This window comes from Epilithonimonas sp. UC225_85, from assembly GCF_042695135.1.
In the GTDB taxonomy this organism is placed as follows: Bacteria; Bacteroidota; Bacteroidia; order Flavobacteriales; family Weeksellaceae; genus Epilithonimonas.
In genome coordinates this window covers 1922344-1948028 of record NZ_CP170547.1, presented here as the reverse complement: position 1 = coordinate 1948028, position 25685 = coordinate 1922344, and the positions used below count along the sequence as shown (strand labels likewise).

22 protein-coding genes are annotated in these 25685 nt (G+C 35.7%); 6 read left to right on the top strand and 16 right to left on the bottom strand.

All coding sequences use genetic code 11. From position 1 onward, the window contains the following. The first annotated feature begins 197 nt into the window (after positions 1–197). Both ACFJGY_RS09050 and ACFJGY_RS09045 read left to right on the top strand, forming a co-directional pair. Positions 198–1328: a serine hydrolase domain-containing protein gene (locus tag ACFJGY_RS09050; RefSeq protein WP_379963086.1), complete on the top strand. Its 1131-nt coding sequence runs from the start codon at positions 198–200 to the stop codon at positions 1326–1328. Between the two features lie 64 nt (positions 1329–1392). Next, positions 1393–3099 carry an FAD/NAD(P)-binding protein gene (locus ACFJGY_RS09045; protein WP_379963084.1) on the top strand — a complete coding sequence of 569 codons (1707 nt, stop codon included), beginning with the start codon at positions 1393–1395 and terminating at the stop codon, positions 3097–3099. A 109-nt stretch (positions 3100–3208) separates the two neighbouring features. Here the strand turns inward: ACFJGY_RS09045 and ACFJGY_RS09040 are convergent, their stop codons facing one another. Further along, positions 3209–3961: an SDR family oxidoreductase gene (locus ACFJGY_RS09040; RefSeq protein WP_379963082.1), complete on the bottom strand. Its 753-nt coding sequence runs from the start codon at positions 3959–3961 to the stop codon at positions 3209–3211. Positions 3962–4341: 380 nt separating this feature from the next. Between ACFJGY_RS09040 and ACFJGY_RS09035 the strand changes: the two genes are divergently transcribed. After that, positions 4342–4800 carry a PA2169 family four-helix-bundle protein gene (locus ACFJGY_RS09035; RefSeq protein ID WP_379963080.1) on the top strand — a complete coding sequence of 153 codons (459 nt, stop codon included), beginning with the start codon at positions 4342–4344 and terminating at the stop codon, positions 4798–4800. Between the two features lie 99 nt (positions 4801–4899). On the opposite strand, the gene ACFJGY_RS09030 is transcribed toward ACFJGY_RS09035, so the two are convergent. The 3 genes from ACFJGY_RS09030 to ACFJGY_RS09020 form a co-directional block, all read right to left on the bottom strand. Next, the gene (locus ACFJGY_RS09030; protein ID WP_379963078.1) at positions 4900–5076 is read right to left on the bottom strand and encodes a histone H1; all 177 of its coding nucleotides are present in this window, start codon (positions 5074–5076) and stop codon (positions 4900–4902) included. Positions 5077–5308: 232 nt separating this feature from the next. Continuing rightward, the gene (locus ACFJGY_RS09025; protein WP_379963076.1) at positions 5309–7453 is read right to left on the bottom strand and encodes an outer membrane beta-barrel protein; all 2145 of its coding nucleotides are present in this window, start codon (positions 7451–7453) and stop codon (positions 5309–5311) included. A 97-nt stretch (positions 7454–7550) separates the two neighbouring features. Continuing rightward, positions 7551–7883, bottom strand: a complete 333-nt coding sequence (locus ACFJGY_RS09020) for a hypothetical protein (protein ID WP_379963074.1) — start codon at positions 7881–7883, stop codon at positions 7551–7553. Between the two features lie 106 nt (positions 7884–7989). On the opposite strand from ACFJGY_RS09020, the gene ACFJGY_RS09015 reads away from it, so the two are divergent. After that, positions 7990–8535 (top strand): RNA polymerase sigma factor, encoded by a 546-nt coding sequence (locus ACFJGY_RS09015; protein ID WP_379963072.1) that lies wholly within the window; start codon positions 7990–7992, stop codon positions 8533–8535. Then, positions 8522–8911 (top strand): hypothetical protein, encoded by a 390-nt coding sequence (locus ACFJGY_RS09010; protein ID WP_379963070.1) that lies wholly within the window; start codon positions 8522–8524, stop codon positions 8909–8911. The genes ACFJGY_RS09015 and ACFJGY_RS09010 overlap by 14 nt, the downstream gene beginning before the upstream one ends. Before the next feature lie 153 nt (positions 8912–9064). Here ACFJGY_RS09010 and ACFJGY_RS09005 read toward each other — a convergent pair whose 3' ends face one another. Together ACFJGY_RS09005 and ACFJGY_RS09000 are read right to left on the bottom strand one after the other, a co-directional pair. Beyond that, positions 9065–11395 (bottom strand): T9SS type A sorting domain-containing protein, encoded by a 2331-nt coding sequence (locus ACFJGY_RS09005; RefSeq protein WP_379963068.1) that lies wholly within the window; start codon positions 11393–11395, stop codon positions 9065–9067. Positions 11396–11502: 107 nt separating this feature from the next. Further along, positions 11503–13131, bottom strand: a complete 1629-nt coding sequence (locus ACFJGY_RS09000) for a hypothetical protein (protein WP_379963066.1) — start codon at positions 13129–13131, stop codon at positions 11503–11505. Positions 13132–13372: 241 nt separating this feature from the next. On the opposite strand from ACFJGY_RS09000, the gene ACFJGY_RS08995 reads away from it, so the two are divergent. Further along, the gene (locus tag ACFJGY_RS08995; protein ID WP_379963064.1) at positions 13373–13732 is read left to right on the top strand and encodes a prevent-host-death protein; all 360 of its coding nucleotides are present in this window, start codon (positions 13373–13375) and stop codon (positions 13730–13732) included. A gap of 23 nt (positions 13733–13755) precedes the next feature. Here the strand turns inward: ACFJGY_RS08995 and ACFJGY_RS08990 are convergent, their stop codons facing one another. The 10 genes from ACFJGY_RS08990 to ACFJGY_RS08945 form a co-directional block, all read right to left on the bottom strand. Further along, on the bottom strand, positions 13756–13896 hold the full coding sequence (locus ACFJGY_RS08990) for an HAD hydrolase family protein (protein ID WP_379963062.1): 141 nt from the start codon (positions 13894–13896) through the stop codon (positions 13756–13758). Positions 13897–14073: 177 nt separating this feature from the next. Then, positions 14074–14382, bottom strand: a complete 309-nt coding sequence (locus ACFJGY_RS08985; protein ID WP_379970149.1) for a nuclear transport factor 2 family protein — start codon at positions 14380–14382, stop codon at positions 14074–14076. Positions 14383–14837: 455 nt separating this feature from the next. Then, entirely contained in the window at positions 14838–17108 is a 2271-nt protein-coding gene (gene bglX, locus ACFJGY_RS08980) for a beta-glucosidase BglX (RefSeq protein WP_379963060.1), read from the bottom strand. A 10-nt stretch (positions 17109–17118) separates the two neighbouring features. Beyond that, positions 17119–18501, bottom strand: coding sequence for a sialate O-acetylesterase (locus ACFJGY_RS08975; RefSeq protein ID WP_379963058.1), 1383 nt, complete (start codon positions 18499–18501; stop codon positions 17119–17121). A gap of 9 nt (positions 18502–18510) precedes the next feature. After that, positions 18511–20496, bottom strand: coding sequence for a cellulase family glycosylhydrolase (locus tag ACFJGY_RS08970; RefSeq protein WP_379963056.1), 1986 nt, complete (start codon positions 20494–20496; stop codon positions 18511–18513). A 93-nt stretch (positions 20497–20589) separates the two neighbouring features. After that, positions 20590–21711 carry a glycoside hydrolase family 26 protein gene (locus ACFJGY_RS08965; RefSeq protein WP_379963054.1) on the bottom strand — a complete coding sequence of 374 codons (1122 nt, stop codon included), beginning with the start codon at positions 21709–21711 and terminating at the stop codon, positions 20590–20592. Positions 21712–21733: 22 nt separating this feature from the next. Next, the gene (locus tag ACFJGY_RS08960) at positions 21734–22972 is read right to left on the bottom strand and encodes a glycoside hydrolase family 27 protein (RefSeq protein ID WP_379963052.1); all 1239 of its coding nucleotides are present in this window, start codon (positions 22970–22972) and stop codon (positions 21734–21736) included. 55 nt (positions 22973–23027) lie between these two features. Next, positions 23028–23369, bottom strand: a complete 342-nt coding sequence (locus ACFJGY_RS08955) for a phosphomannose isomerase type II C-terminal cupin domain (RefSeq protein WP_379963050.1) — start codon at positions 23367–23369, stop codon at positions 23028–23030. A 47-nt stretch (positions 23370–23416) separates the two neighbouring features. Beyond that, positions 23417–24433: a carbohydrate binding domain-containing protein gene (locus tag ACFJGY_RS08950; RefSeq protein ID WP_379963048.1), complete on the bottom strand. Its 1017-nt coding sequence runs from the start codon at positions 24431–24433 to the stop codon at positions 23417–23419. After that, positions 24433–25620 carry an AGE family epimerase/isomerase gene (locus ACFJGY_RS08945; RefSeq protein WP_379963046.1) on the bottom strand — a complete coding sequence of 396 codons (1188 nt, stop codon included), beginning with the start codon at positions 25618–25620 and terminating at the stop codon, positions 24433–24435. Before ACFJGY_RS08945 ends, ACFJGY_RS08950 begins: the two co-directional genes overlap by 1 nt. Between the last annotated feature and the right edge of the window lie 65 nt (positions 25621–25685).

The window sequence follows — 25685 nt, the reverse complement described above, 5'->3', positions numbered from 1 at the left end:
TCATTATTAAGTTTTTACTAAAGTTTTATAAAGCGGAAAAGAAGCATCTTCCCAAAAAATCCACAGATCGTGGACGGCATAAGCTTTGAATAAACATTTCAACGGAATTTTCAGAAAATTACATCAGCTAATGAATATTTTGTTTAAATCATTATAAATACAGATATCATAAAAATATTTGTAATCAGACGAGTAATATGACTAAAAAATGGAAACTCTTTGTCGCAGGAATCTCAGCAACTGTTGCCTTAATTTATCTTTCAGGATATGGTTACATATTCAAAGCGATAGGAATCAATTTAAAAAAAGGATCACTGACACCTTCTACCGACGACGGAGAAAAATTTCCATCTCGTCCCATTCCAAATAAAAATCCCAAGCCTTGGATCAAGCATAATGACTACAATAATATTCTGCTGTCAGAACGTCTGCTGAAAGATCTGAAGAAAACACGGGCATCATCATTGGTTGTCATTCAAGATAACAAATTACTTTTAGAACAATATTGGAAGGATCACACCTCTGCTTCACCTCTTAATTCTTTTTCAATGGCAAAAGGTGTCCTTTCTATCTTAACAGGCTGTGCAATTGATGATGGTTATTTAAAATCAGAAGATCAGCTCATATCTACTTTATTTCCTCAATATGATAATTGCAGGTTTGGAAAATTTCTCACATTCCGACATCTTCTGACAATGCAGGCTGGTCTTGATTGGAAGGAAGAATACCATCATCCCTTCGCTCCCAACTCTAAACAGTATTTTATTGATGATCTTGCAGAACAGGCTCTTAACGTTAAAATAAAAGAGATGCCAGGCAAAAAATACGAATATCAAAGTGCCGCCGCACAATTATTAGGACTTACATTGAAAAAAGTAACAGGAAAAGATTTGGCTGCATACCTTTCCGAAAAAATCTGGGAACCTTTGGGAATGGAAAACCCTGCTAAATGGAGTATTGATGAAAAAGGCACCGAAAAGGCATTTTGCTGTATTCATGGGACTGCAAGAGACTTTGCAAAGATTGGTCAGCTGATTATGCAGAATGGTAACTGGAACGGTAAACAGATCATAAATGAGGACTATTGCAAAAGAATGCTTACACCTACAAAAGAAAATGATGCTTTTTGTTATATGATTTGGGCGGATGAAGACAGCGGAATGAGTTATCGCTTTTTCTATGGTTTCCTTGGTCAGTTCATTATTATGATCCCGGAAAGAAAAATGGTCATCGTAAAGACAGGTTTTCACAATCGCCTGGAAATTGACAAAAAGCTAAGACCATTGCAAGTGAGACTTTTGACAGATGAGCTGAGCAAACTAATTTAAATAAATTTCTGCTTAAGATTAAAATAGGTATGCAATTTGAATTTCGATCCACCATTATATTTATATGGAAAATATTGACTCAAGAACCATTGCGCTAATAGGAGGCGGACCATCTGCTCTTCTGATGATGAAAAATATTGTAGATCAGCAATTAAAACCTGATACAATCTTAATATTTGAAAAAAACGACAGATTGGGTGTAGGAATGCCTTACGGAAAATGCGGAGCCGGCTATGAGCATGTAGCAAATGTTTCTGCCAACGAGCTTCCAAAATTTTCATGCAGCTTTGAAGATTATCTGGAACGCAATCCTACAAATGAGTTTCCGGATTTTTCGGTAAATGGAAAATTTAATATCTATCAGGTTATACCCAGACTTCTCTTAGGAAATTACCTGGAATATCAGTTTGATCAATATATCAAAATGGCAAAAGAGAATGGTATAAAAGTAATCTGCAGGAAAAATTGCCCTGTCCGCGACATAATATCAATAACAGAAAATCATCAGTTTAAAATTATTACCGACCTTAAGAAAGACTATATCACAGACTTCGTGGTGATCTGCACCGGCCATCACTGGCCAAAAAAACACGAAGAAACTGTTGCCGGCTGGTTTGACTCGCCCTATCCCCCTTCAAAATTCAAGACAAATACAAACTTCCCAATTGCGATCAGAGGAACCTCTCTTACGGCTGTAGATGCAGTAAAAACAATATCAAGACTCAATGGAAAATTTGAAACACAGAAGGATGGTCAGCTAAAATATTTTCTTAACAGTGATTCAGAAAATTTTCGAATCGATCTATTTTCAACCGGAGGTTTTTTGCCTGCTTTGAGGTTTCATTCGGACGACGCAGCCTATTCTAACGATTGGATGATGTCTCTGGAAGAGATTTATGAGTATAAAGAAAGCCACAACGGGTTTGTGGATCTGGACCATGTTTTTGATATTAATTTTAAGTTGCCGCTTAAAAAGAAAGACCCGGAATTCCACAGTCAGATCGAACACCTTGGCATCGAAGATTTTGTTGACAAAATGATGAGTATCAGAAAAGAGCTGGATACTTTTCAGCTTTTCAAGGCAGAATACAGCGAAGCAGAAAAATCCATCAAAAGGCATCAATCTATCAGTTGGAAAGAGACTTTATCGGCGTTCAGCTATGCAATGAATTATCCGGCCAAGCATTTTTCAGCCGAGGATATGCTACGCCTCAGAAAAACGCTTCTCCCTCTTATTTCAATTATCATTGCCTCATTGCCTCAGTCTTCATATAAAGAGATTATTGCCTTGTATGATGCAGGTATTATTGATCTTATTCAGGTTAATAAGGACAGTTTTGTAGAACCCCATTCGGAATCAGGAGGAATCTATCATTACCAATCTGTGGAAAATGAGAAACATCAAAAACATTATAAATTATTTGTAGATGCCATCGGTCAACAGCCACTGGAAATGAATGATCTGCCGTTTGAAGGACTGAGATCAGAAGAATTGGTGAGTCCAGCATATCTTAATTTCAAAAGCAATACGACAGCAGAAATATTATCTAAAACAGAGAAGGATCCTGTGATCAAAGGTCAAAATGACAACTATTACCTTAAAGTTCACGGACTGGAAATCAACGATTATTTCCAGTCGCTTGACAAATATGGACAGACTGTCAACAATCTATTCATAATGGCGGTTCCTTTTATTGGCGGACTCAATCCGGATTATTCCGGTCTTGATTTCTGTGATACTGCAGCCAGCAGAATTGTAAAAGTTTTATAATTGATATCATATCGACTCCGCGCAATCGAGCCAATTTTTTCAAGTTTCAGGTGTACTGAAATTACTGTAATTGGCATCGTCAACGCATGCAATTCATGTCTGTGAAATTTTATCCGTTTACAATCAATCCGCCATTTGGGTGGAGAACCTGACCTGTCATCTGTGCAGAAGCGTCTGTAGCCAAAAATAAAAAACTGGGTGCTATTTCTTCCGAAGTTGCACTGCGTTCCAGCGGCGGTTTGTTGAGGTCCTCCTCATCTTCGCCAAAAGTTTTTTCGGTAAGTGGTGTTGCAACCGGACCAGGAGCAACTGCATTGACACGTATGCCTTTTGGTTTTGCCTGCAGGGCCAGCGATCTGGTAAAAGAAACAATGGCACCTTTGGTTGCAGAATAATCCAATAATTCCCCGTGTCCCTGATAAGCAGTGGCAGAAGTCGTATTGATGATACTGCAACCCTGTTTAAGGTATGGAAAAGCTGCTTTGGTCAATAAAATCATTCCTATGATATTAGAATCGAAGGTATTTCGGATGTTCTCTTCTTTAAGATCCTCAATATTATCACAGGGAAACTGAGTTCCTGCATTATTAATCAAAATATCTATTTTCCCAAATTCTGCAATGGTTTTCTTAACAGTATCTTCACAAAACTTTGAGTCATTTATATCGCCGCCGAAAATGATCGCTTTTCTTCCGAGCTGTTTGATTTCCTGACGCATTTTCTCCGCACCTTTGGTATCTTGGTGATAGATAATGGCAATATCAGCACCTTTTTCTGCCAAAAGTAATGCTGCAGCTTTTCCTATACCGCTGTCCGCTCCCGATATCAGAACAGTTTTATCTTTCAATTCCAAATCATTCATAATACTTTATTTAGTTATAGGTTTTACATCTTATATATAAATAACTTTTTCTCTAAATGGTTATTTAAAATCTAATTTTTTACAAATAATATATTATTCTTGACACTGCTATAATTTCGTTTGTAGTATTCTGTATAAAAAATACTTTGATGAGTGTCTTTTTAGGAATTAAAAAATGATAATAAAAAATTATGCCATTGAAGGGAATATCTTATTAAGAAATGATTGTAATTTATTTCAAACCTATATCATCGGTATACATTCTTACTATAGGTATAAGTCTCGAAAAATTATACTATAGGGATCACAAAGATAAATAAGCAATCGTAAAAATATTGGGCATCAAAATTGTTAATTCAATTTAAATAAATCAAAATATAATGGAAAATTCAAAGACAATATCAGTTTTAAATGACCTTCTTCATATCATCAACGACCGGTTGGAAGGTTTTGAAAAAGTTGAAGGCAAAGTATGGGAAAAGAACCATAAACTTCAGGATCAATACGAACATATCACCAGTCAGAGTAAAATCATGAAAAACGAGATTATCAATCTGATCACTGCACGCGGTGGAGATGCTAATGATTCGGCATCATTGTCCGGAAGTCTGCACAGAGCGTGGATTGATATTAAAAATTCATTTGTTGTAGGTCATCTGGAAGAGTCAACTTTACAAAATGTTATTTTCGGAGAGAATGCTGCGATACAGGCGTATCAGGAAGCTTTGGACAGCAATGATCTAGATCCAGAAAGTTCCGAAGTAGTTTCCGAACAACTCAAAAAAATCAAAGATTCCTGCCACGAGTTTAAGGGAATATCAAATAATATCAACGCTTAAAGACTCAAATATCAAAATAAATTCTTTAATAATAATTAACGGTCTTTCCTAATAAATTAAAATCCCCGCCTATTAAGCGGGGATTTTGTTGTGATAGGCTTATTTTTTTGATTCCTCAACAGAGACTTTTCTGAAGTCTTTGAACAGTTTGCTCAATTCCAGAGCAGATTTTCTTGCTCTTGTTCCTGCAGCTTTGTTCCCTTTTTCTGATTGTTGGTTTGCTTCAGTTGAAAATGTTTCAAACTCTGCATTGATTTTTTCGATAAGTTCTTTCATAGGTTAAATGGGTATAAAATTTTAATTTGGATCGCAAATATAATGGTTATATCGTAATCATCTTATGTTTTTAAATCAAATTTAACCGAAATATTTTATTTTACAGAAATAAATCAAAATGGAGTCGCAAATAATTGAATAGGCTGTAGAAATTAGAGGTTCAAAAAGTAACCCATAATTCCGGATAAACCTTCACAACAGCAGAATAACGATAGAAAAAGTTTTATCGATACTAATTAGCAAGATCATTATTCTGAATTTTTCTTCTTGTGCTTTTTACTTCGTCCTTAAGCTTTCCGAATTTGTAAGTGATATTAAAACCGAATGATCTGTAATAATCTCTCACGTAATTATTCTGGTAGAAATCTGTTCCCAGAGTCTCTGTAATGGCTTTCCTGAATTTAGTAAAAGGATTGTTTATATACGCTGAAAAAGAAAGCTGATTATCAAGAATACTTTTGCTGATACTAAAAGAAGAACCTGTAAAAGCATTGGTCGTGTTTTGAAGGCCGGCAGGCATTTTACTGTTCACCTCAACACTTGAATTGATATTCCAGTTATTCCCAAACTGATAATTGGCTGATAAATAAACATAATAGGTAAAAAGATTATTTTCGGCTTCAACATCATTGACTTTACCATTAATAAAGAAAAAAGCAGAATTTCCGTTGATGCTTAAAGTCAGTTTTTTAGTGACCGGATAATTCAGGCTATAATCCAGACCGAGTCTGCTTGCACGGCTAGAGTTTTCAAAAGTCGTTTTCGTAATATTGGTCGCAGGATCATAAGTCGAGACTTTGAGATCAATTTTATTTGAAAAGGAATAGCCTAATCCAAGGTTCAGATTTACTTTATGATTGTAGGAATAATTTGCCATCAGATCATTGTTAATGACAGGTTTTAGATAAGGATTCCCGCTGATTTGAAAATAAGGATTTGATCGATTAACGAATGGATTCAGGCGGATAATCCCTGGTCTTTTGATCCGCTGAGAAAATCCGAAATTGATGCTGTGGTGTTCTTTCCAATTCTTACCAAAGGAAATATTCGGAATCAGATTAAAATAATCCTGATTAACTGCTGTATTTGTCGAAGTGAAATTGACACTGGTATCCGTTCGCTCCAATCTGAAACCCGTCTGGAAATTCCATTCGAACAAGCTGAATTTTGTTGTAAAATAGGCCCCGAAAATATTCTGTCTGTTTGAAAACTCATCAGAGTTTGAAAAGTTTTCCGGAATCGATACATACTGACTGCTATTTTTTCTGAATATCGCTTTCAGACCTGTTTCCAGATAGACTTTTTTGATATTTTTTATAAAATCGATCTGGAGCGTGTTTTCGCTATTTTGATTGTAATTATTCTGGTCAATATTGCTGGCAGAATTGTTAACATTGTTCTGAAGGTCGGTCGTGCTGTTAATATTGTAATCGTAATTGTTGAATCTGTAAGAAAAGGTCAACAACTGGCTTTTATCATTTTTAAAACCAATCTGATAATTTGCAGACGCCTCGAAGCCTTTTCCCTGGCTCTCAGAATGATTATTTGAATTATTATTTTCTGTCAAATTATTTTGTTGAAAAAAATCAGAGCTGAGAAAATCTTTGGATCTATTGTTGGCAAAATTGGAACCTAACTCAATATTTAGAAGATTCAGGCTGTCTATTTCGTAGCTGGCATTGACGTTGAAATAGCCGCCGTTTCCTTTGCCCGAAGTTTTTCCATTCTGAATCAGATGATTTGATAAGGTTTGTTGAGAATTCTGATAACTAATCTCCCGATTGTTTTTGAAATAACCACCGCCATAAGACGAAATGCCCAGTTTCTTCTGCTGAATATTCACAGAAAAACCTGCATTTTGCTCCTCCTTTGGAAACCTGGACCCAAGATTTACAGAAGCGTTGTAGCCATCCTTCATTTTCTTCGTGGTAATAATGTTGATGATGCCCGATGCACCTTCAGCATCATATTTTGATGATGGATTGGTGATAATCTCAATATTCTGAATGGTACTTGCCGGGATGCTTTTCAAAACCTCTTTCGGATTATTGGTAAGTAATTGCGTTTCTTTTCCATTGATCAAAATTTTAAAATTGGTATTACCCTTAAAAAGGATATTTTCATTGTTATCCAACGACAAATAAGGCATTTTTTTCATCATTTCCAGAAGGTTTTTAGACTTGCTTTCCGGATCCGACTGAACATTGTAAACCAACCCGTCGATTTTTGTTTTGATCAAGGTTTTTTTCGCATTGATGACCACTTCCCGAATAGAAGTTTCCTGCTTGGATACAAGAGAATCTTTCACTTTTTCCTGAGCCATTACATTAATCATTAAAAGGAAAAATGATACTGCTGAAATTATTTTAGTTTTCATAATTATTATTTTGAAATGAGGACATACGAATCCTGAGAACAAGTTTTTTGCTCTTAAAAAAGGAAAATATTATTGTTAATTATTTAGAGAAGGGAAACTATTTCTTCTGATTTTTGATAAGGAAATAATAGCTAAGAAAGCCGATTGATACAAAGACTGTCATCACTCCGTAAGGAAGCGGCGAATCTTCATTGTACGGAAGAAATTCCAACACTATCAGCCCGATTCCGCCAAAGAGTAATATAATTCCCCACTTCAGCATTTCCGGTCCGAATCCTGTCAGATTATTGAGGATGAGAAACATTTTATCATCAATATTTTCTTTATTAAGTATCTTCTTTTTTAGGTCATAATTTGTCAAAACTACTATTACGACGGAGATTGCAATCAATATTGCGATCATTACTATAAAGGGTGCAAGATGTTTCATTGTAGATGATTTTAAACCAATAGACAAATAAATACATTTTAGGTTACAAAATTTTGAATACATTAGAAAATTGTAACCGAAATTAAAAAACAGTGTCTAATAGAATATGTTCGATGAAGAGAAAGTCATTTCTGATATTTTAAAAGGCAACCTGAATACTTTTCAGATCGTTGTAAAACAGTATCAGAACCTGGTCTACTCTATTCTGAACAGGATGCTGACCAGTGATGAAGATATCGAAGATGTCGGTCAGGAAGTTTTTATCAAAGTTTTTGAGAACCTGAAATCATTCAAGAAAAAATCTAAATTATCAACCTGGATCGCCAAGATCACCTATAATATTGCCATCAATTACCTGAAAAAGGAAGTCAAAAAGAAATATGACAATTTGGATGACAATGTTGATTTTCAGTTTTCTTCGGAAACACCGGAATCTAAGCTGATCGGGAAAGAATTTGATGACTATTTAAACAAATTAATTCGTGAGCTTCCATTACAATACAGAACGGTGATCACGCTGTATCATTTAGATGAACTGACTATCTTGGAAATTCAGAAGATCACAAAATTCCCCGAAGGAACGATAAAAGTATATCTTCTGCGGGCCAGAAAATTATTAAAAGAAAAATTACAGAAAGATGGATACCCATAGAAAAAGAATCATCGAAAATCAAAAAGAAAATAAAAATAATCAGGACATTTCACAACCTGATTCGGAAATTTATGATTTCCTGGACAGCAATCTTGAGAAAGAAAGTGTTGACAGTTTTTCATTGGGATTTTCAACGAACATTGTTCGTAAGATTGAAGCGAAACAACAGCGTAGGTTTAATATAAAAATCTATGGTCTTGTTTCTATTTTAGCGTTAATAAATATTCCGCTGTTTATCGGTTTGTTTAATAAAGAGTTTATTCTGATGTTATTCTTAGTATTATTACAACATAAATTTACTTTTGCATTCTTTATAATTGCATTTGTTCTAATTCAATTTGGTGAAAAACTTATTACTCCGAAGAAAGATACATAGCGATAGATGATAAAAACTTTTGACATCTTTAAAATCTTACAGAACTAAAAAATATTGCTTTACCAGATATTAATTTCGACGATATAAACAAAAGAGAGCAAAAACTTTATTTGCTCTCTTTTTCAATAATGTTATCAGAATCTTTAACTAATTTTAATTTTTGATAATCTTTTTGGATATCGATTTTCCGTTATTTAAAGTTGCTTTCAAAACATAAACGCCGCTAGGAAGATTAAAAAGATTTACTTTTTTGGAAGCTGATTTAAAAAGTATTTTGCCTGTAAAATCTAAAACAGTAATTTCCTTGACCTGATCACTTGAGATGTTAATGTAATCTGATGTCGGATTCGGATAGACAATGATATCAGATTTTGACATATTATTGGAATTGCTTGACAAAGTTTCCAGACTGATTTGATATTTTACCAACCCCAAATCTGATGTACTAAAATAAATGTCCGCTTTATCATTTTCAATAAAGTCAATCGCTGCAGATTCTGAAAACAGATAACCTAATCCAGACGGAGAAACCTCGCTCCAGCTTTGTCCAAAATCTTTAGAATAAATAATTCTCACCTGTGAAGGCGGATATGCGTATCCATCTCCGCTTCCATCCATATAATTTGAGGTTGCTACGATGACTCCATTTTTGTTGGGAGAAAATTCTGCTTTATTGATCACATTGCCATTATATATCTGAGTCCATTTTACACCTCCATCATTGGAAATAAAAATTCCTTTGGTTGTTGACAGGAGCATTTGGCTTTTATTAAAAGGATTTTTTGTAATATCATAAATATAATCTGCGTCTTGTTCCAAAATTTCCAATCCACTTTCGGAAGGTGTCCAGTTTTGTCCGCCATCTGTTGTTCTGTAAACCTCGTTGTTCTGGGAAAGAAGCACATTATTTTCATTAACATCATCTATACTGATTCCAAATACGACCCCGAAAGAAGGGAGTATCACCTCTTCACTCGTAATGGAACTCATATTACTGAAATCGAATTTCCTCACAGACTCACTGAAAGATACCCAGGAATGGTTTGTGTTCTGTTTGGACGTTTCTATTTTCATAATATTAAGTCCGTAATCACTGTATCCAATAGAATAATTAACACCGTGGTTTGTACTTACAGCAAAGGTAAATCCGTTAAAACCACTGTTGCTTATGTAAACTCTTCCAGCCACCAAAGGATCTGCGAAAAGTCCGTTGTTTGAGTAGTTCGGGAAGAAATTAATAGGTTGAAGTCCAATTGCTGTTGTCTGGCCGTTTTGGAAATCTTTATGAATGAATCCTCTTCTAAGACCGTAATACAGATGCTTTTCCGTATTCTTATGGAAACTCACTTTTTCAGTATTATTGCCAAAAGGATTTTTAAATCTTGCCAAAGTAGTGCCGCCATCCAAAGATCTGAAAGGATAATAATTGGAACTGATAATCACTTCGGCACTGTTTGAAGGATTATAGGAAGCATTCAGCCCGTAATAATATTTATTTTCAAGATCATTGTCCGGATAAACATAATTTGTCCAGCTGTTGCCGCCATCTTTTGAGATGACAATTTCATTTTCTTCCAAAACCATCACTTCATTGGTATTTTTTGGGTTGATAATGATTTTTTGAATGCTGTTGATAGAAAGATCTGTCCAGTTGATAGGAACAGTGTTCCAGGTGTTTCCGCCGTCGTTTGATCTGTAAAGATTCTCTGTTTGATTTTCAGCAAGATAAAAAGTTCCTAAAAACATTTTTTGAGGATCGACCGGATCAAAAGTGATTGCTGAGTAATTATTTCCTTCAATTTTTTCTGTCCAGGTATTTCCGGAATCTTCGGAAACAAATAATCCGCCGTATTTTATTCCGGGAGAAAATCCTCTTGCCAGAAAAATTTTATCCGGATCCGCCGGAGATATGGCGACATTATTCACGTGAACGCCATCATTATCGGTACTTGTGTAAACTTTCTGCCAGTTATTACCGGCATCTTTGCTGTAGAAAACCTCGGTAACAAGGCCAAAATTGTACATATACGTTGTATGCAGGAGAATATTTTCCAAATTATCACCGGTCACGGAGTAAGAAACTATAAGATTTCCGGGCATATTTCCGTTCGGAGAATCCAGTCTTTTGACAACTGCTTTAGTCGCCGGATCAAAAATGATTACCTGATTATAAACCGAACCTTCTGCCTGAATCATAAAGGATAAATATTTTTGGTCTTGCGTCCATCTCAGTTCTTTGATTGTCCCAAAGTGAAGATCCAATGGAAAGGAATACACAACTTCCCAGTTTTGCCCGTTGTCAGAACTTTTTACTATGTGGTTGGTGACTGTGTGAGCATATAACACGTCAGATTTATTTGGATCATAAGTTACATCGAAGACCTGACCATAATCTCCAGAGGTTATAAATGACATCTGAGCCGTCAACTTTGTCGAAAGGCTCGAACAGATTGCTAATAAAAAAAGAATCAATATTTTCTTCATATTCAAAAATTTATTTGTGTAAAATTGATGAAAAAGCAAAATATTCATATCAATAATAGCGTGACATATTGTGACATCAATAATTTTTATTTGTGACCGTTATATATTTAAATCGCTGATATATAGTCGAATAAATTAATTCCTTCTGTCAAATTAAGCTTTTTGGAGATTCTTTCCTTTCTTTTTCTGCAGGATTCCGGGCTGATGTTGAGGATAGAGGCAATCTCTTTATGACTCAGATTCATATAAACATAACAGATAAATCTTACCTCAGAAGAGCTCAGATCCGGATGCCTTTCCTTTAGCGTGGTGATGAAATTCTGATTCACACCTTCAAAATGTTTGAAAAAACTATCCCATTGGTTGTTGCTTTTCAGCTGTATCTTCAAATCCTTGATGGACTTTACCAAATTAGGATTGTTAGAAATCTCCGGCTGATTGACAATTGCTTCAATAATCTCTTCCACCACTTCATTTCTGCTGGATATTGTGAGAGCCTGGGAAGTCAATTGGCGGTTTTGTTGTTCAATCTCATTTTTCAGGCGTTCTTTTTCCAGCAAAGACAAGGTTTCCTGTTCCTTGAGCTGTTGGGTCAAAATAAGGTTATCGCTTTGTTTTTTCTCAAATTCCAGCTGTGTGATCTGTTTCTGCTGTTTGTATTTGATAGAATTGTTGTACAGGAAAAGAAGAATCAGTAGAATGATGATCAAAGCAGAACCAATAATAATGTAGAAAATCTTCCTTTCATCTTTCAGGCGCTGGTGGCTTTCTTTGAGCTCGAACTGGTAATTCTGCATTTCGAACTTGATTTTTCCATTGTTGAACAATGCAGAATTATTGATTTTCGAAATCGAATCGTTGGTAACAATTACAGAATCTTTATATTTCAAAGATTCATCATAATTTTTGGTTGCCGCGTTTATTTTAGAAAGATAATTGTACACTTCCTCCCTATTATTGATATTTGGCGATAGTCTTCGGGTCTGCAGAGCAAGAGATTTTGCCAGATTATAATCGCCTTTTTTCTCATTGATCTGAGCTTTTATCAGCAGGATGAAAACCAAATTTTCTGTTTGATTATCGGCTTCAAGTTTAGGAATCAGATGGTCAATAATCGTTTCGGATTCTTTATATTTCTTTTTTAAATAAAGATTTTCTGCCAAAGCCATTTTGTTCATTATATTGACTTTCGGATCGTCTTTCGTCAGAACTTCTGCTTCCTGGATATATTGATAAGCTTCATTGGTTTTATTCAGTTTATTCAGTACCAGACCAAGATTCACGGCGTAAGCGCCGGCTTTATCATTGCGGTTGTTTTCTTTCGCCGTTTGATAGGCTTTTAGGAAATATTCGTAGGCTTTTTTATTATTTTTTTCCTGAAAATAAAGAATTGCAATATTATTGACGACCGTCATTATATGTTTTTTATCGGGCATATTGGCTGCAATGTCGTAAGCTTCCAGATAATATTTCAAAGCTTCGCCGAAGTCCGTCATCAGGTAATAATTCAGTCCTATATTGTTGGTTGCGCGGAAGTTTGCTTTATCCCATTTTTTTTGTTCGGAAACGGTTTTTACACGGATCAGCATTTCCAGTGACTTGGTGTGTTCTTTTCTGAACATTTTCTGAATTGCGGAATCAATAATGACTTCACATTCTTTTTGTGACTGCCCAAATGTCTTCGAAGAAAATGTAAATAGCAGGCTTATGGATATTATTTTTATAAATAATCTCATCTTTTTGTAAAATCGTTAACGAAATATAGATATAATTAATCATAAAATCAAAAAATGAAATAAAAAACAGCATCAGAATAATTGTAAAACCTGTTTATAAAATCCATTCATGTTACGGAAGTCACTGTTTGTCTGTATTATGTATTATGCAGTAACTTTTTGTTAATAGAATATAATGTTTTGTTACTATAATTATAGGTTTCATAGTAGTATTTAATTACATTTGTAGAAAGCAAAATCTGTGAACTATAAACTCGAACTTGTCACACAAGATTCTAACTCAAACATCATCTTTAACAATATTTTACTCGACACATTTAAAATTAATATTGTTGAGAGATATAATACGAAAGTAGGATCCAACGCAAAGCTTTGTGAAGTTTTATTCAAAGTGAGAAGCCTGCAAGATGAGATTTTAAAAAAGAAAGACGGGAATCTTAATACATATATCAGAAATGATGAATTTGCCAAATACCAAAAGCTTATAAAAGTACTCTACTCTCCTCATTACAAAAAAAAGCTGATCAACAGAAAAGAAGCAGAGCAGGATTTCGTTCATTTCATCCTGAGTTTGGTTATTTTAAATTATGAACTGACATAATATTTATTAGACTCTATTAATCTTCAAGACAGGAAACAGGAATTATTCTTCGATAATTCTTTCAACTTTTGATCGCAGACAGATTGATGGGCATTTTCCATCGCATAGGAATATTTTGATTTTTGCAGCATTACCATATCATTCATGTAGTCAACGAATGACATGGTTTGGTATAGCTATTATATAAAGAAAAACCCACTTTTTCAAATGGGGCTTTGCTGATACTTCGAAACTGAAAAATTTGAGTTTAGTGATTTTGGAAGTTTATAAAAGAATCAATTATTTAATAAAATTAGGTACATAAACTAATCTTAATTACTTTTATCTATATTGTCTGGCAACTAGTTATTGCTTTCCATTGCATCATTTACCGGCTGACTATCCACAAACTGCTCAAAGCTGAGAATTTTACCATCTTTTAATTTCCAGATGTGCGCTACCCTTGCAGAGAATGGCTTTCCTGTAATTTTGTAAGTTTCGGTATAAGTTCTGTACGCCACCACTTTATCATCACTGGCTACATAATCTTCCGGAGTGAATTTATAATCAATCCATTCGCTTCCCAATCGGCTAAAAACATTTTTGGTTATTTCGTCCAAGCCAATATAAGTTCCTGCACAAGGAAAACCTTTAGCTTCTGTCCACGAGATGTCATCTGTTATATATTTCGCCAGGTTTTTACCGTTTTCTTCCGAAGTTTTTTCCTTCGTACGTGCTTTTTATAATTTCAAGGTTCGTCATTTTCTTTTGGTTTAAAGAACAGCCTGATAACGCAATAAGCAGTATCAGGCTGAAGATTATTTTAAATTTTACCATTTCATTTCTCCGGTGTTCACTTTTGTACCTATATGAGTTTCAATGTGGAAGCAGTACTAATGAAGAAATATGAAAATGATGGTGTGATCAGTCAGTCAAATCAAGGGATTATGATTATTTCGAAGATTTAGGTCCTTTAGATCAATTTTTATGAATACTGTAATTTTTTATAAAAAAAGCAGCGATTAATGTCACTGCTCTTTTTTCAATGAAGATTTGAAAGCAAGGGATAAATAAAAAATATGACGATTTATACTTCGTTATTAATTATGATCCCATCTTCATTCTATCAGAATAATTCAATATTCTGTGATAATATGGTATCCGAACTTCCTCCAACCATCACTTTGAAAGTTCCGGGTTCAATTACAAATTCATACTGACTATTATAAAATCCCATTTCGTAATCACTAAGCGTAAAATTGATGCTTTTACTTTCGCCTGGTTTTAATTCCACCAGTTCAAAACCTTTAAGTTCTTTTACCGGTTTAATTACAGATGAAAATTCGTCATGCAGATATAACTGCGCCACTTCCTTACCTTTTACTTTACCTGTATTTTTCAAATCAACACTTACAATAATTTTTTCTCCCTTTGTAAAAGATTTTTTATTAATTCTCAGATTAGAATATTCAAAAGTAGTGTAGCTCAATCCAAAGCCAAATGGATAGAGTGGCGTTTTATCCACATCAGAATAATGGCTCCAGAACACGTTATTATCTTTATTGGTAAACCTTCCGGTGCTGTAATGGTTATATGAGATTGGTATCTGACCAACATTTCTTGGAAAACTCATCGGTAGTTTTCCACTTGGGTTGTAATCCCCATACAATACCTGAGCCACTGCATTGCCGGTTTCCGTCCCCAGATGCCAAGCTTCCAGAATAGCGGGGATATGTTCCGCTGCCCAGGGGATGGTAAGAGGTCGTCCATTATTCAAAACCAATACAATGTTGGAATTTACATTGTATATTTCCTCTAAAAATTCCTGCTGAAGACCAGGCAGATCAATATTTGTTCTGCTTCTGGCCTCCCCGGAACTGAATCCATGCTCACCTAAAACCATTACGACAACATCAGCTTCTCTGGCTGCCTTTTTTGCTGCTTCAAAACCACTTCTGTCAGTTGTATTATATTCAACCTCAGTCAGGAATGTCGGCTCAACTTTAGTCAATTCGAGGCCTTTTACATAATTTAAAGAATTGCCTTTGTATTGTTGTAATCCTTCCAAAACAGAAACTGCAGTATTGTTATCTGCCGCTATTCTCCAACTTCCCAAGGGTGAGTTTTTACTTTCTGCCAAAGACCCTAAAACAGCAATTTTTTGTCCAGATTTTTTGAGGGGAAGTAAGCTCTTTTCATTCTTAAGCAGAACTATAGATTTTTTTGCAATATCAAGAACAGCCTCTCTGTTAGCTTTACTTCCAACAACTTCCTTTTCACGTTTTTCATTAAGAAAACGGTAAGGATCATCAAATAATCCCAACTCATATTTGACTCTTAAAATTCTTCGCACAGCATCATCCAGATATTCCTGTTTTACTTTTCCTTGTTTTACCAAATCAATTAAATAAGGGAAATAAATGCCGCCTTCCATATCCATATCGGTTCCCGCCTCAACGGCAGATTTTGCGGCTGCATTTTCGTCTTTTGAAAATCCCCAAGGAATCATCTCTCTGATGGAAGCCCAATCTGAAATTACAAATCCTGAAAATCCCCATTTATTTTTCAGTACATCTCTTAAAAGGTATTGATCTCCTGAGGCCGGAATTCCGTTGACTGTATTAAAAGAGGTCATAACACTTCGTAATCCTGCATCTACAGCGGATTTAAACGGCGGTAAAACCTGATTGTAAAGTGTATTGGTGCTGATTTCCGCCGCATTATATTCTAAAGCACTTTCGACAAAACCATAAGCGGCAAAATGCTTTGCCGTTGCAGCAATTCTGAGTGGAGATTTAAATGTATTATCGCCCTGAAAACCTCTTACTCTTGCTGCGGCCACTTTTCCTCCAAGATAAGGATCTTCACCGGCGCCTTCCATAACTCTACCCCATCTTGCGTCTTTCGAAATATCCATCATAGGACCAAAAGTCCAGTTTATGCCGGATGCAGCAGCTTCGGAGGCGGCAGTTTCTGCTGATTTTTCTATGGCTTTCATATCCCAGCTTGCTGCTTCCGCCAGAGGTATAGGGCTTAAAGTTTTATATCCGTGAATGACATCAAATCCAATGATTAACGGAATTCCCAATCTGGTTTGCTCCACTGCAATTTTTTGGACGGCTTTCACTTCTGCAACACCACGAACAGTTAGCATAGAACCCACCAATCCTTTTTTGATATTTTCATATTTCTGTTCAGCAGTTCCGCCTACAGGTGCTGGACCTGTTACGTCCCAGAATCCATTATATTGATTCATCTGCCCCACTTTTTCTTCCAAAGTCATCTTAGACATCAGGGCGTCAATTTTCTTTTCTATTTCGGGATTCAGCTTTTGTTGTGCGTTTATGGTAGTTGTCAAACTCATTATTGTAATTGTAAAAAAATGGATGATTTTCATTGTTGAAAGTTTATTTAATAATTTCACTGCTGTAAACTGAAGCTGGAAGACCGGCCTTATTGAATAGATCAGGCATAGCCTCGTTGCTCCAGTTGTATCGCACAAAAGCAGGTTCTTTAATTCCTTTTGCTTCTACAATAATTTGATTTCCGACGATCTTAGCTTTTGCTTTTGTATAATTTTTATCATTTTCAGCTATTTGAAACTGGTCAGAAGTTTTATTTTTAAAATGTAATCCATCAGCAAAATCTAAAGTTAAAATCGCTTTTTTCCCCTTAAATTCAACCGATTTCCATGTTGGAAATCCTACTGAAATATCCTTTTTGTAAACGTCGTCAAGTACTAAATTTGCTAATCTGATGCCTACAGGTTTTTTATCTTTTGGGTGGATATCATCAATCATAGAATAATCTGAAATGACGACTAAACCTGAATTTTCCACATTTTGAGAAACTTTTCTCTGGATATTTTTGATTTGTGCTGTTGTATCACCCCAACCTTTATAAGATGCCAGCTGAATAATATAAAATGGAAATTGATATCCTCTGCCTTCTCTCCAAGAATTGATAAGCGAGGTCAAAAGCTTTTCATAAGATTTTGGATTTCCCGTATTGGTTTCGCCTTGATACCAGGCAGCTCCTGCAATTTTGAAATCATTGAAAGGTGCAATCATTGCATTGTAAGCGACAGAAATTTTAGTGGGATAATATTCATTATCGCTAGATTGAATTGTCTTAAAACTTTCTGCCAACGAAGGGTCTTGTTCAAAAATGTTTTTTGGCACCCAAATCTCTGCAGAACTTCCACCCCAAGCCGAGCAAATAATACCAACCGGAATGCCTCCTAGATCTTGTTGAAGTTTTTGGGCAAAAAAGTAACCAATCGCGCTGAAGTTTCTTGCAGTTTCGGAAGTACAGATTTTCCAGCTTCCAATGATATCTTTTTGAGGAGATTCTGCTGAAGATTTGCTTGTCGTAAACAACCGGATATTAGGATAATTTGCTTTTACCATTTCAGCATCACCGTCTTTGATTCCCCACGCGGCACTCATTTCCATGTTGGATTGTCCGGACATCAGCCAGACCTCTCCCAGCATTACATTTTTGAAAACCACTTCATTATAACCTTTTAAAGAAACAGTATAAGGACCTCCTTCTTTTGGGGTTTTAAAAGTAATTTTAAAGGTAGCATCATTTGAAGCCTTTACTTTGTATTCTTTATCAAGAAAATCTGCTTTTAGGGTTATTTCTTCTCTCGGATCGGCGTTGCCCCAAATGATTACTTCGGCGTTTCTCTGCAAGACCATATCATCTGCGAAAATGGCAGGAAGATGAATATTCGCATAAGTGAACTCTGCAATGATAAAGAATAGTAGATTAAGGATTGATTTCATTTTGAAGTCTTAATTGTTAAGTAATTTTTTGTAAAAAGGCAAAAGCAATTCTGCCATCTTTTTGTCATCTTCAGCACTTGGATGAAAACCGCATCCCTTTGGCTTCATTTCTGGAAATTCAAAAATTTGGATCGGTTTGTGCGCATTATCATTTCGAAAAAAATCTTTTATCTCTTGCAGGCATTCTACAAAAAGTTTATTTCTATCACCTCCAACCATTGGACTATTGAGTAATGCAATGCTTGTGTTCGGGTATCTCTTATAGATTTTTTGGATAAATTCTATATAATTTCCGGTGTATTTATCTTTATCGAAAGGCAAACGTTCTTTTTTACCATCACCTTCGGACAAATCATTGGTTCCCAGACAAATGCTTACCAAATCAGGCTGGTAATCATTTTCAAATTTTTCAGGTTTGTCTTTTCTTAAATATAAATAGGGATAAACATCCGGCAATATACTTTCTTCCGTCTGTTCAGAATTCCAGTTCCGGTACATGCCGTAACCTGAAACGGAACTCAACAGAAAATCTGTTCCTAACATTCTCGAAACTACAGGCCCATAAGCCAAATAAGCATTATGCTGGTCAAACCACTGTCCTTGTCCACAAGGAAGTCCGGTTTCATCATTTCCAAATCCGCAAGTGATAGAGTCTCCGATGAATTCAATTTTCTTTTTGACGATTGATTGATAAGGAATCGATTGAATTCCGGAAACATCTACGACAACCTCTCCCATCGCTGCTTCAGTAGCTTTAAAGATCTTGATGTTGTGGATTTTTTTAGATTGATCTTTAGCCTTAAAAGTAAAGGACTTAAAATCATTATTATCAACTTTGAAACGTCCCAGGTAAATTCCATCCAGTTCAACAGAAATATAATTGTAATAATTCTGATATGGAATATTTTTTACTTTAACGTCTACAGAATTTCCTGTAAAACTGAATTCAACTGATGAAGCAGGTCCTGAAAGTTCCGCTGTAGTATTTGATGTTTTCTCTAAACGTCCTTTCCATACAAATGCCGGAATGTATTCGCCCCTTTGGTTGAATTGTTTTAAATATTCTCTGGTTTTAATGCCTGATTCATTCAGATCTGACTGTTTCCAGTTTCCAGTGGATGAAGCTGTTGGCAATAGCATAGAACAGGTTTCCTTTTTGTCAGAAATCGACCAGGTGATCCAGCTCAATTTCCGTTTCTCCATCCAGTCAAAATATTTCTGCCATTCCGAATAATCAAATTTTCCATCTCCGCTTGCTTCCATTCCTGCCGATTCCGAGATAAAAACAGGAATACCTGCATCCATAGCGACATCTGCCCTGTCGCGTAATTCTGATTTATGAGTACCTGCATAGAAATGCATCGTGTACATCACATTTGAAACATTTTTAATCGGATCTTTCTGAACAAGATCGAGCCGCTGATCCCACTCCGGGCAACCTACTAAAATCAAATTATCAGGATCATTTTTTCTGATGGTTTTGATCATTTGTTCAGCATATTCTTTTACTTCTCCCCAAGATTGTTGTTCAGGTTCGTTGAATATTTCATAAATGACATTTGGATATTTGCCATACTTTTTGGAAATTTTATCGAAGAATTCCGAGGCTTCATCGGTATGGATCTTATGGGCGTGCCAATCGATAATCACGTAGATTCCTTCTTTAATGGCTGCATCTACAACAGTTTCTATGTTTTTGTAGTTTTTTTCTGGATCTTGGAGATAAGCGCCTTCGGGATCGATTCCTAGTGCAGCACGAACAACATTGACATTCCAATCGTTTTTCAACCATTTCACAGTGCCTTTTGTGTAGAATCTTGAGTGCCAGTTGTTCCAGCCGAAACTTGTTCCTATTAATCTTACGGGCATACCCTTCTGATCAGAAAGCTGTGTTCCGATAACCTGAAGCTGTCCCATTTCTTTTACCGGACTTTGTGCGAATCCAAAAGAAAAAATGAAAATATGTAAGAGTAAAATTATTTTTGAAAATTTCATAATAGGGTTTTTGTTTTTAAACTTGTCCGTTTGATAAAATATCATTTATATGTTATTTAGCTTGACGAGTGAAACGATAAATTGAAGCATAAATTAATGATACAATTTCATGTTTCTGGCATCGTTTTCAAACCATGTTTTTTTGTTTTTATAGAATTTTATAAAATCTTTTTCTGCCGGATGCCCTTTGAATGGGAGATAATATTCCACTTCATTATTATCAGGTTTAAAACCGGCATTTCTCCAAAACAGGACATAAGAAAAGTGATGATTGTCAAAAACCGGCTTTAGTACTTTTGTAAACCAATCTTTGTCAGGTATTTTATTGTAACCGATCTCACCAATTGCCGAAATTTTCTGATGCTTTTTTGTTGCCAGATTCATCGCTGAAAGAAGAGTGTCCAATTGTTGCGAAAATTTTTCTCCACCCTCTATTCTACCTCTTTGATAGGCATCGAATGAAAAAATATCTGCATAATCATCACCTGGATATCTTTTCAGGAATTCTTCCGGAGTAGCATATTCTACGCTTGTATTGTAAACTATAATTAAATTGTGTATATTTTTTGTTCTTCTTAAATAATCAACAGAAAATCTGAAGAGTTCTTTGTATTCTTCATCAGAAGCAGAATTAACACCCCACCAAAACCAAGTTCCTGTGTGTTCGTGGAATGGCCGCCACAAAATTGGAATTGGTTCGCCGTTTTTACCTTTTAAATCAATTAAAAAAGCAGCCACCTTATCTAGATAATCTTCTAAAATTTTGTTTTTACTGCCTTCAGGCAAAATTTCTTTTATGGATTGATTAGAAGAATCCCATGCATTTTTCCCTGTAATCGGATTATTGGTATGCCAGCTAATGGTAATAATTCCTCCTCTTTCATATCCTTCCTGTATATATTGTTTCATTTTATCGAAAGGAACACCATCCAGATTTTTATCTTTTCCTAATTCCAGATTGCCCAATTCCCAACCGTAAACAGCCGGATAATCTTTCACCACATCTTTTACATCACTTTTCCCCTCCTGATATTTCCAGTAAACGCCATAAGCCAAATCATCCTGGTGTCCTACGAAATAGCCATTTCCCTGAGTTTTTACAAGATTTTTGTAAAGATTTACAGTTTCTTTGGTGGCTTCCGGATCGGAGAGTTTGTATTGCGCATTTATGATTAACATTAAATTGATTGATATGATGGTCAGGAGGGTCTTCATTATATTTGGATTTCTCAGTTCACTATTTTGTTTTTACCAATCTTAACATCAGAATATCTCTTGAAGGAACATTTGATTTCAATGCTTTTTTTGTGCTTCCTAATTCTTTATTTGTCCAAAGGTCAATGATTTTGTAATTCTGCAAATTGGCATCAAAAACTTTTTTGGATACCTCATCGTCTGTAAATGTATTGGATTTCCAGTCAAATGTGAAGTTTTTTGCTGTTTTATCTCTGTTTAAAAATGCTACTGCCCAGTCTCCGTTTTCTAATGGTTTGAACCAAATTTCAAATTCGCCTTCGTCTTTAAACTTCAAAGCCTGAACGCCCAATTTATCTTGATTAATCGCAATAATTTCTTTATTTGTAAGAACTTTTTTGGTTTCATCATTCATATTTCTTAGGTCGTTTCCTGCAATAAGCGGTGCTGCAAGCATTGCCCACATCGAGAAATGTGCACGGTCTTCATTAGGAGATAAGGCACCATTTCCGATTTCCAGCATATCGGGATCGTTCCAATGTCCGGGACCGGCGTATTTCCTTAAACCCTCCTGTTTGTCAAGAATCTGCATCGTTCCAAAGGCCTTCCAGCTTCCGTGATCTTTCACGCAATCAAAACAGTTATAGATATCTCCTGACGTTCTCCAAAGATGACCTACATCTTTTCCCCAATCCCAAGGTCTATTATCTCCCCATTCGCAAATACTGAGAACGATTGGACGGCCTGCTTTTTTGAGTGCTGCAGCAAAAGTTTTGTATGCACCTTCTGCTTTTAGGCTTTCTGTATTGCACCAGTCGTATTTCACATAATCTATTCCCCAATCTGCGTAAGTTTTGGCATCTTGAAATTCGTATCCGCGACTTCCTGGTCTTCCGCCACAAGTCTGAGAACCAGCATCGGAATAAATGCCAATTTTCAATCCTTTGGAATGTACATAATCTGCCAAAGTTTTCATTCCGGACGGAAATCGATTTGGGTCGGGATGTATAAAACCATTTTCATCCCGATCTCCGTGCCAGCAATCATCGATATTGATATAGGTGTAACCCGCATCTTTCATTCCGGAAGAGACCATCGCATCTGCCATTTCTTTAATTAAATTTTCATCTACATTGCAGGCGAATTTATTCCAGGAATTCCAGCCCATAGGCGGTGTGAGTGCCAAACCAGGATATTTGGTATAATCCTGAACATAGTTGTTGCCCTGAGCGGAAAGGTTTATCGTAAATGAAATTAAAAATATGAATATTAAATTCTTCATTTTTGGGAATTGCTTATGATGGATTAGAAATAATTAAAAGGCTAAACTTGAAGCCCTAAGCTCTATTGTAATCATCTTCTATTCTCACAATGTCATCTTCGCCGAAATAAGTGCCATATTGTACTTCTACAAAAACTACCGGCTCAGATGTTTTGTTTTCAATCCGATGGTGTGCGCCCTGCGGAATTTCGGCAACTTCACCAGCTTTGTAATCTTTTATAGAATCATCTATCGTGATAGTTCCCACTCCAGAAACTATAGTCCATACCTCTCCTCTTTTATGGTGGTACTGTAAAGAAAGCCTTCCTCCGGGATTGACCTGAATTCTCTTCACTTTGTGATCATCTGCATCTTCCAATACCCAATATTCACCCCAGGGTCTTACATCGTGCTCCATAGTTTTATTTTTCTTAAATTAATATTTATTTTTGTTTTGTTTGCTAACTACTTAAATTTTACCTGAACGTCATCTACATACATCGTTCCTGTAGCTTCACTTAAAGCCAACATAATTCTGTATCTTTTGGAACCTTTTGGAATTTCCAGCGTTTTGGAAAACTTCTGCCACTCTTTTATATCCGAAATGGAGAATATCATCTGATCCTCTGATATTTTTCTGGTTCCATCTGACGTGAATTCAAGAATCATCACGCCTTTATTCCAATCGTTTCTTCCCGACTTTAAATCTTTGGTTTTGGCAAAAGCAGAAATATCAATGGTTTTTGCATCAGCGGGAATATCAGCTACCTGGTCTATTCCTGTCCAGACTGAATTTTGTGAAGATAGCTTCAGACTTTTCTGTCCTTCATATTTCTCGTCAGAAACCACTTCTGAATTTCCTCTCCAGCTGTCCAATCCTTTTTCAAAATTGCCGTTGTTTAATTTTAATAATTCTAAAGGTGTGTTGTCTGTAATAACCGCTACCTGATGTTTTTGAGTTTCTACTTCTGTGATTTTGTTATAATCTTCCTGAGAAAGCGGAATGACTTTGATCTCATCAAAGTATAGAGTCCCCGTACATTCGGATAATGCAAGCATCAATCTCCCCGAACGGTCTTTGTTTAAAGGAACGATCTTTTTTACCAATTGCCATTGAGTGGTTCCTTCCAATTCCGCAATATTTTCATTTTTGCCGCCAATTTCCAGAACCATTACAGCTTTATTCCAATTGCTTTTCCCCTTTTCAACGCCGTCTGCTTTTAACCAGGCAGAAACTTCTATCGCGGCTGTATTTTTAGGGATATTGAATTCCTGGTCTACCCCTTTCCATTGTGGGGAAGTAAATTCGGAAATACTGCCTGCTTTTGTACCCGATTTTTTGGTGTAAGGATTAATGGTCAGGATATTTTCTCCACGCCAGAACTCTGCATCCAACTCAAATCCTCCATTTTTGATTAGATTTTTCTGTCCAAACGTGAAAATTGAAGATGTAAATGCTATCGTAAAAATTAATTTTTTCATCAGTCTTCTTTATATCTTTTTAAAATTTCAAGGCAAGCTCTTCCGTTGTGGTATGGGCATTTCCAGAAACCTGTCTTGTCTTTTTGCAGTTTATTGTACTCTTTATCAATTCCCCAAAACCATTCTCCGTTTTTGTGGTCGATGATATATTTTTTCGTGAATTCCCAATTTTTATAGAAAACATCAAGGTATTTTTTGTCCTTTGTCAACTGATAGGCATTCATAAATCCGATCCAGAGTTCTGCCTGTGGCCACCAATGTTTTTCCGCCACCAAATGATTTACCTGAGGATCATATTCATACCACAGTCCACCATCTTTGTCCAAACCTTCAAGAGTTGCATCTGTCATTTTTACAGCGTAATATTGGAAAACCTCTATCAAATCCTCATCCTCAGAAACCTCTGCGCACCATTGCAGAAGCCAGGCAGCTTCGATGTCGTGTCCGTATGAGATGACATCTTTTTTCTCCACCCATTTTTCATCAAAAAATAGTTTGAGATGCCAGGATTCTTTATCAATGAAATACTGATCGATGACTTCTAAAAGCCGGATTATGTTCTTCTTTAATTCCACATCTTTCCAAACCGTATAAAGATTGGCAAAAGCCTCAACTATATGGAGGTGTGTATTCATTGTTTTCTTCTCATTGGCATCTTTGTCGCTGAGCCTTACATCTTCTATCTCATCCCAATTATGTGTATAAGCTTCGAAATAACCATTTTTTTCTAGGTCAAAACTGTGATTTTGGATGCTTTGGTAGAGTATAATTGCCAAATCCAATACTTCCTTATTTTCTGAGATTTTATAAAATTCACTCAGACCATAAATCACAAATGCCAAAGCATAAATTTGATTTTTAGTATCCTTAGGCGTTCCGTCAGCATTGATACTCCAGTAAATTCCTTTATGGATTGGATTATAGAATTTAGTTCTGATTTCTTCAAAAGCCCTTTCCGCTATTTTCAGATGTTCAGGATTTTGTGTCACAGGATATGCTGCAGAGAATGTCCATAGGATCCTGCCATACATTACCGAACCCTTTTCAGCCTTTGAATTTTTGGTTTCGTTATAGGCAATTTCTCCAATGAAACCGCCATTGACCTCATCTATTGTATTTTGAGTCCAGTAATCAAGTATATTATGAAGCTCTTTTTCAACTTCTTTGATGAATGCTAGTGATGACATTTAAATTTGAAATTTAATTTAAAAAAATGCATTGCCAAGGTTTGCAAGACTTAACAATGCAAAAA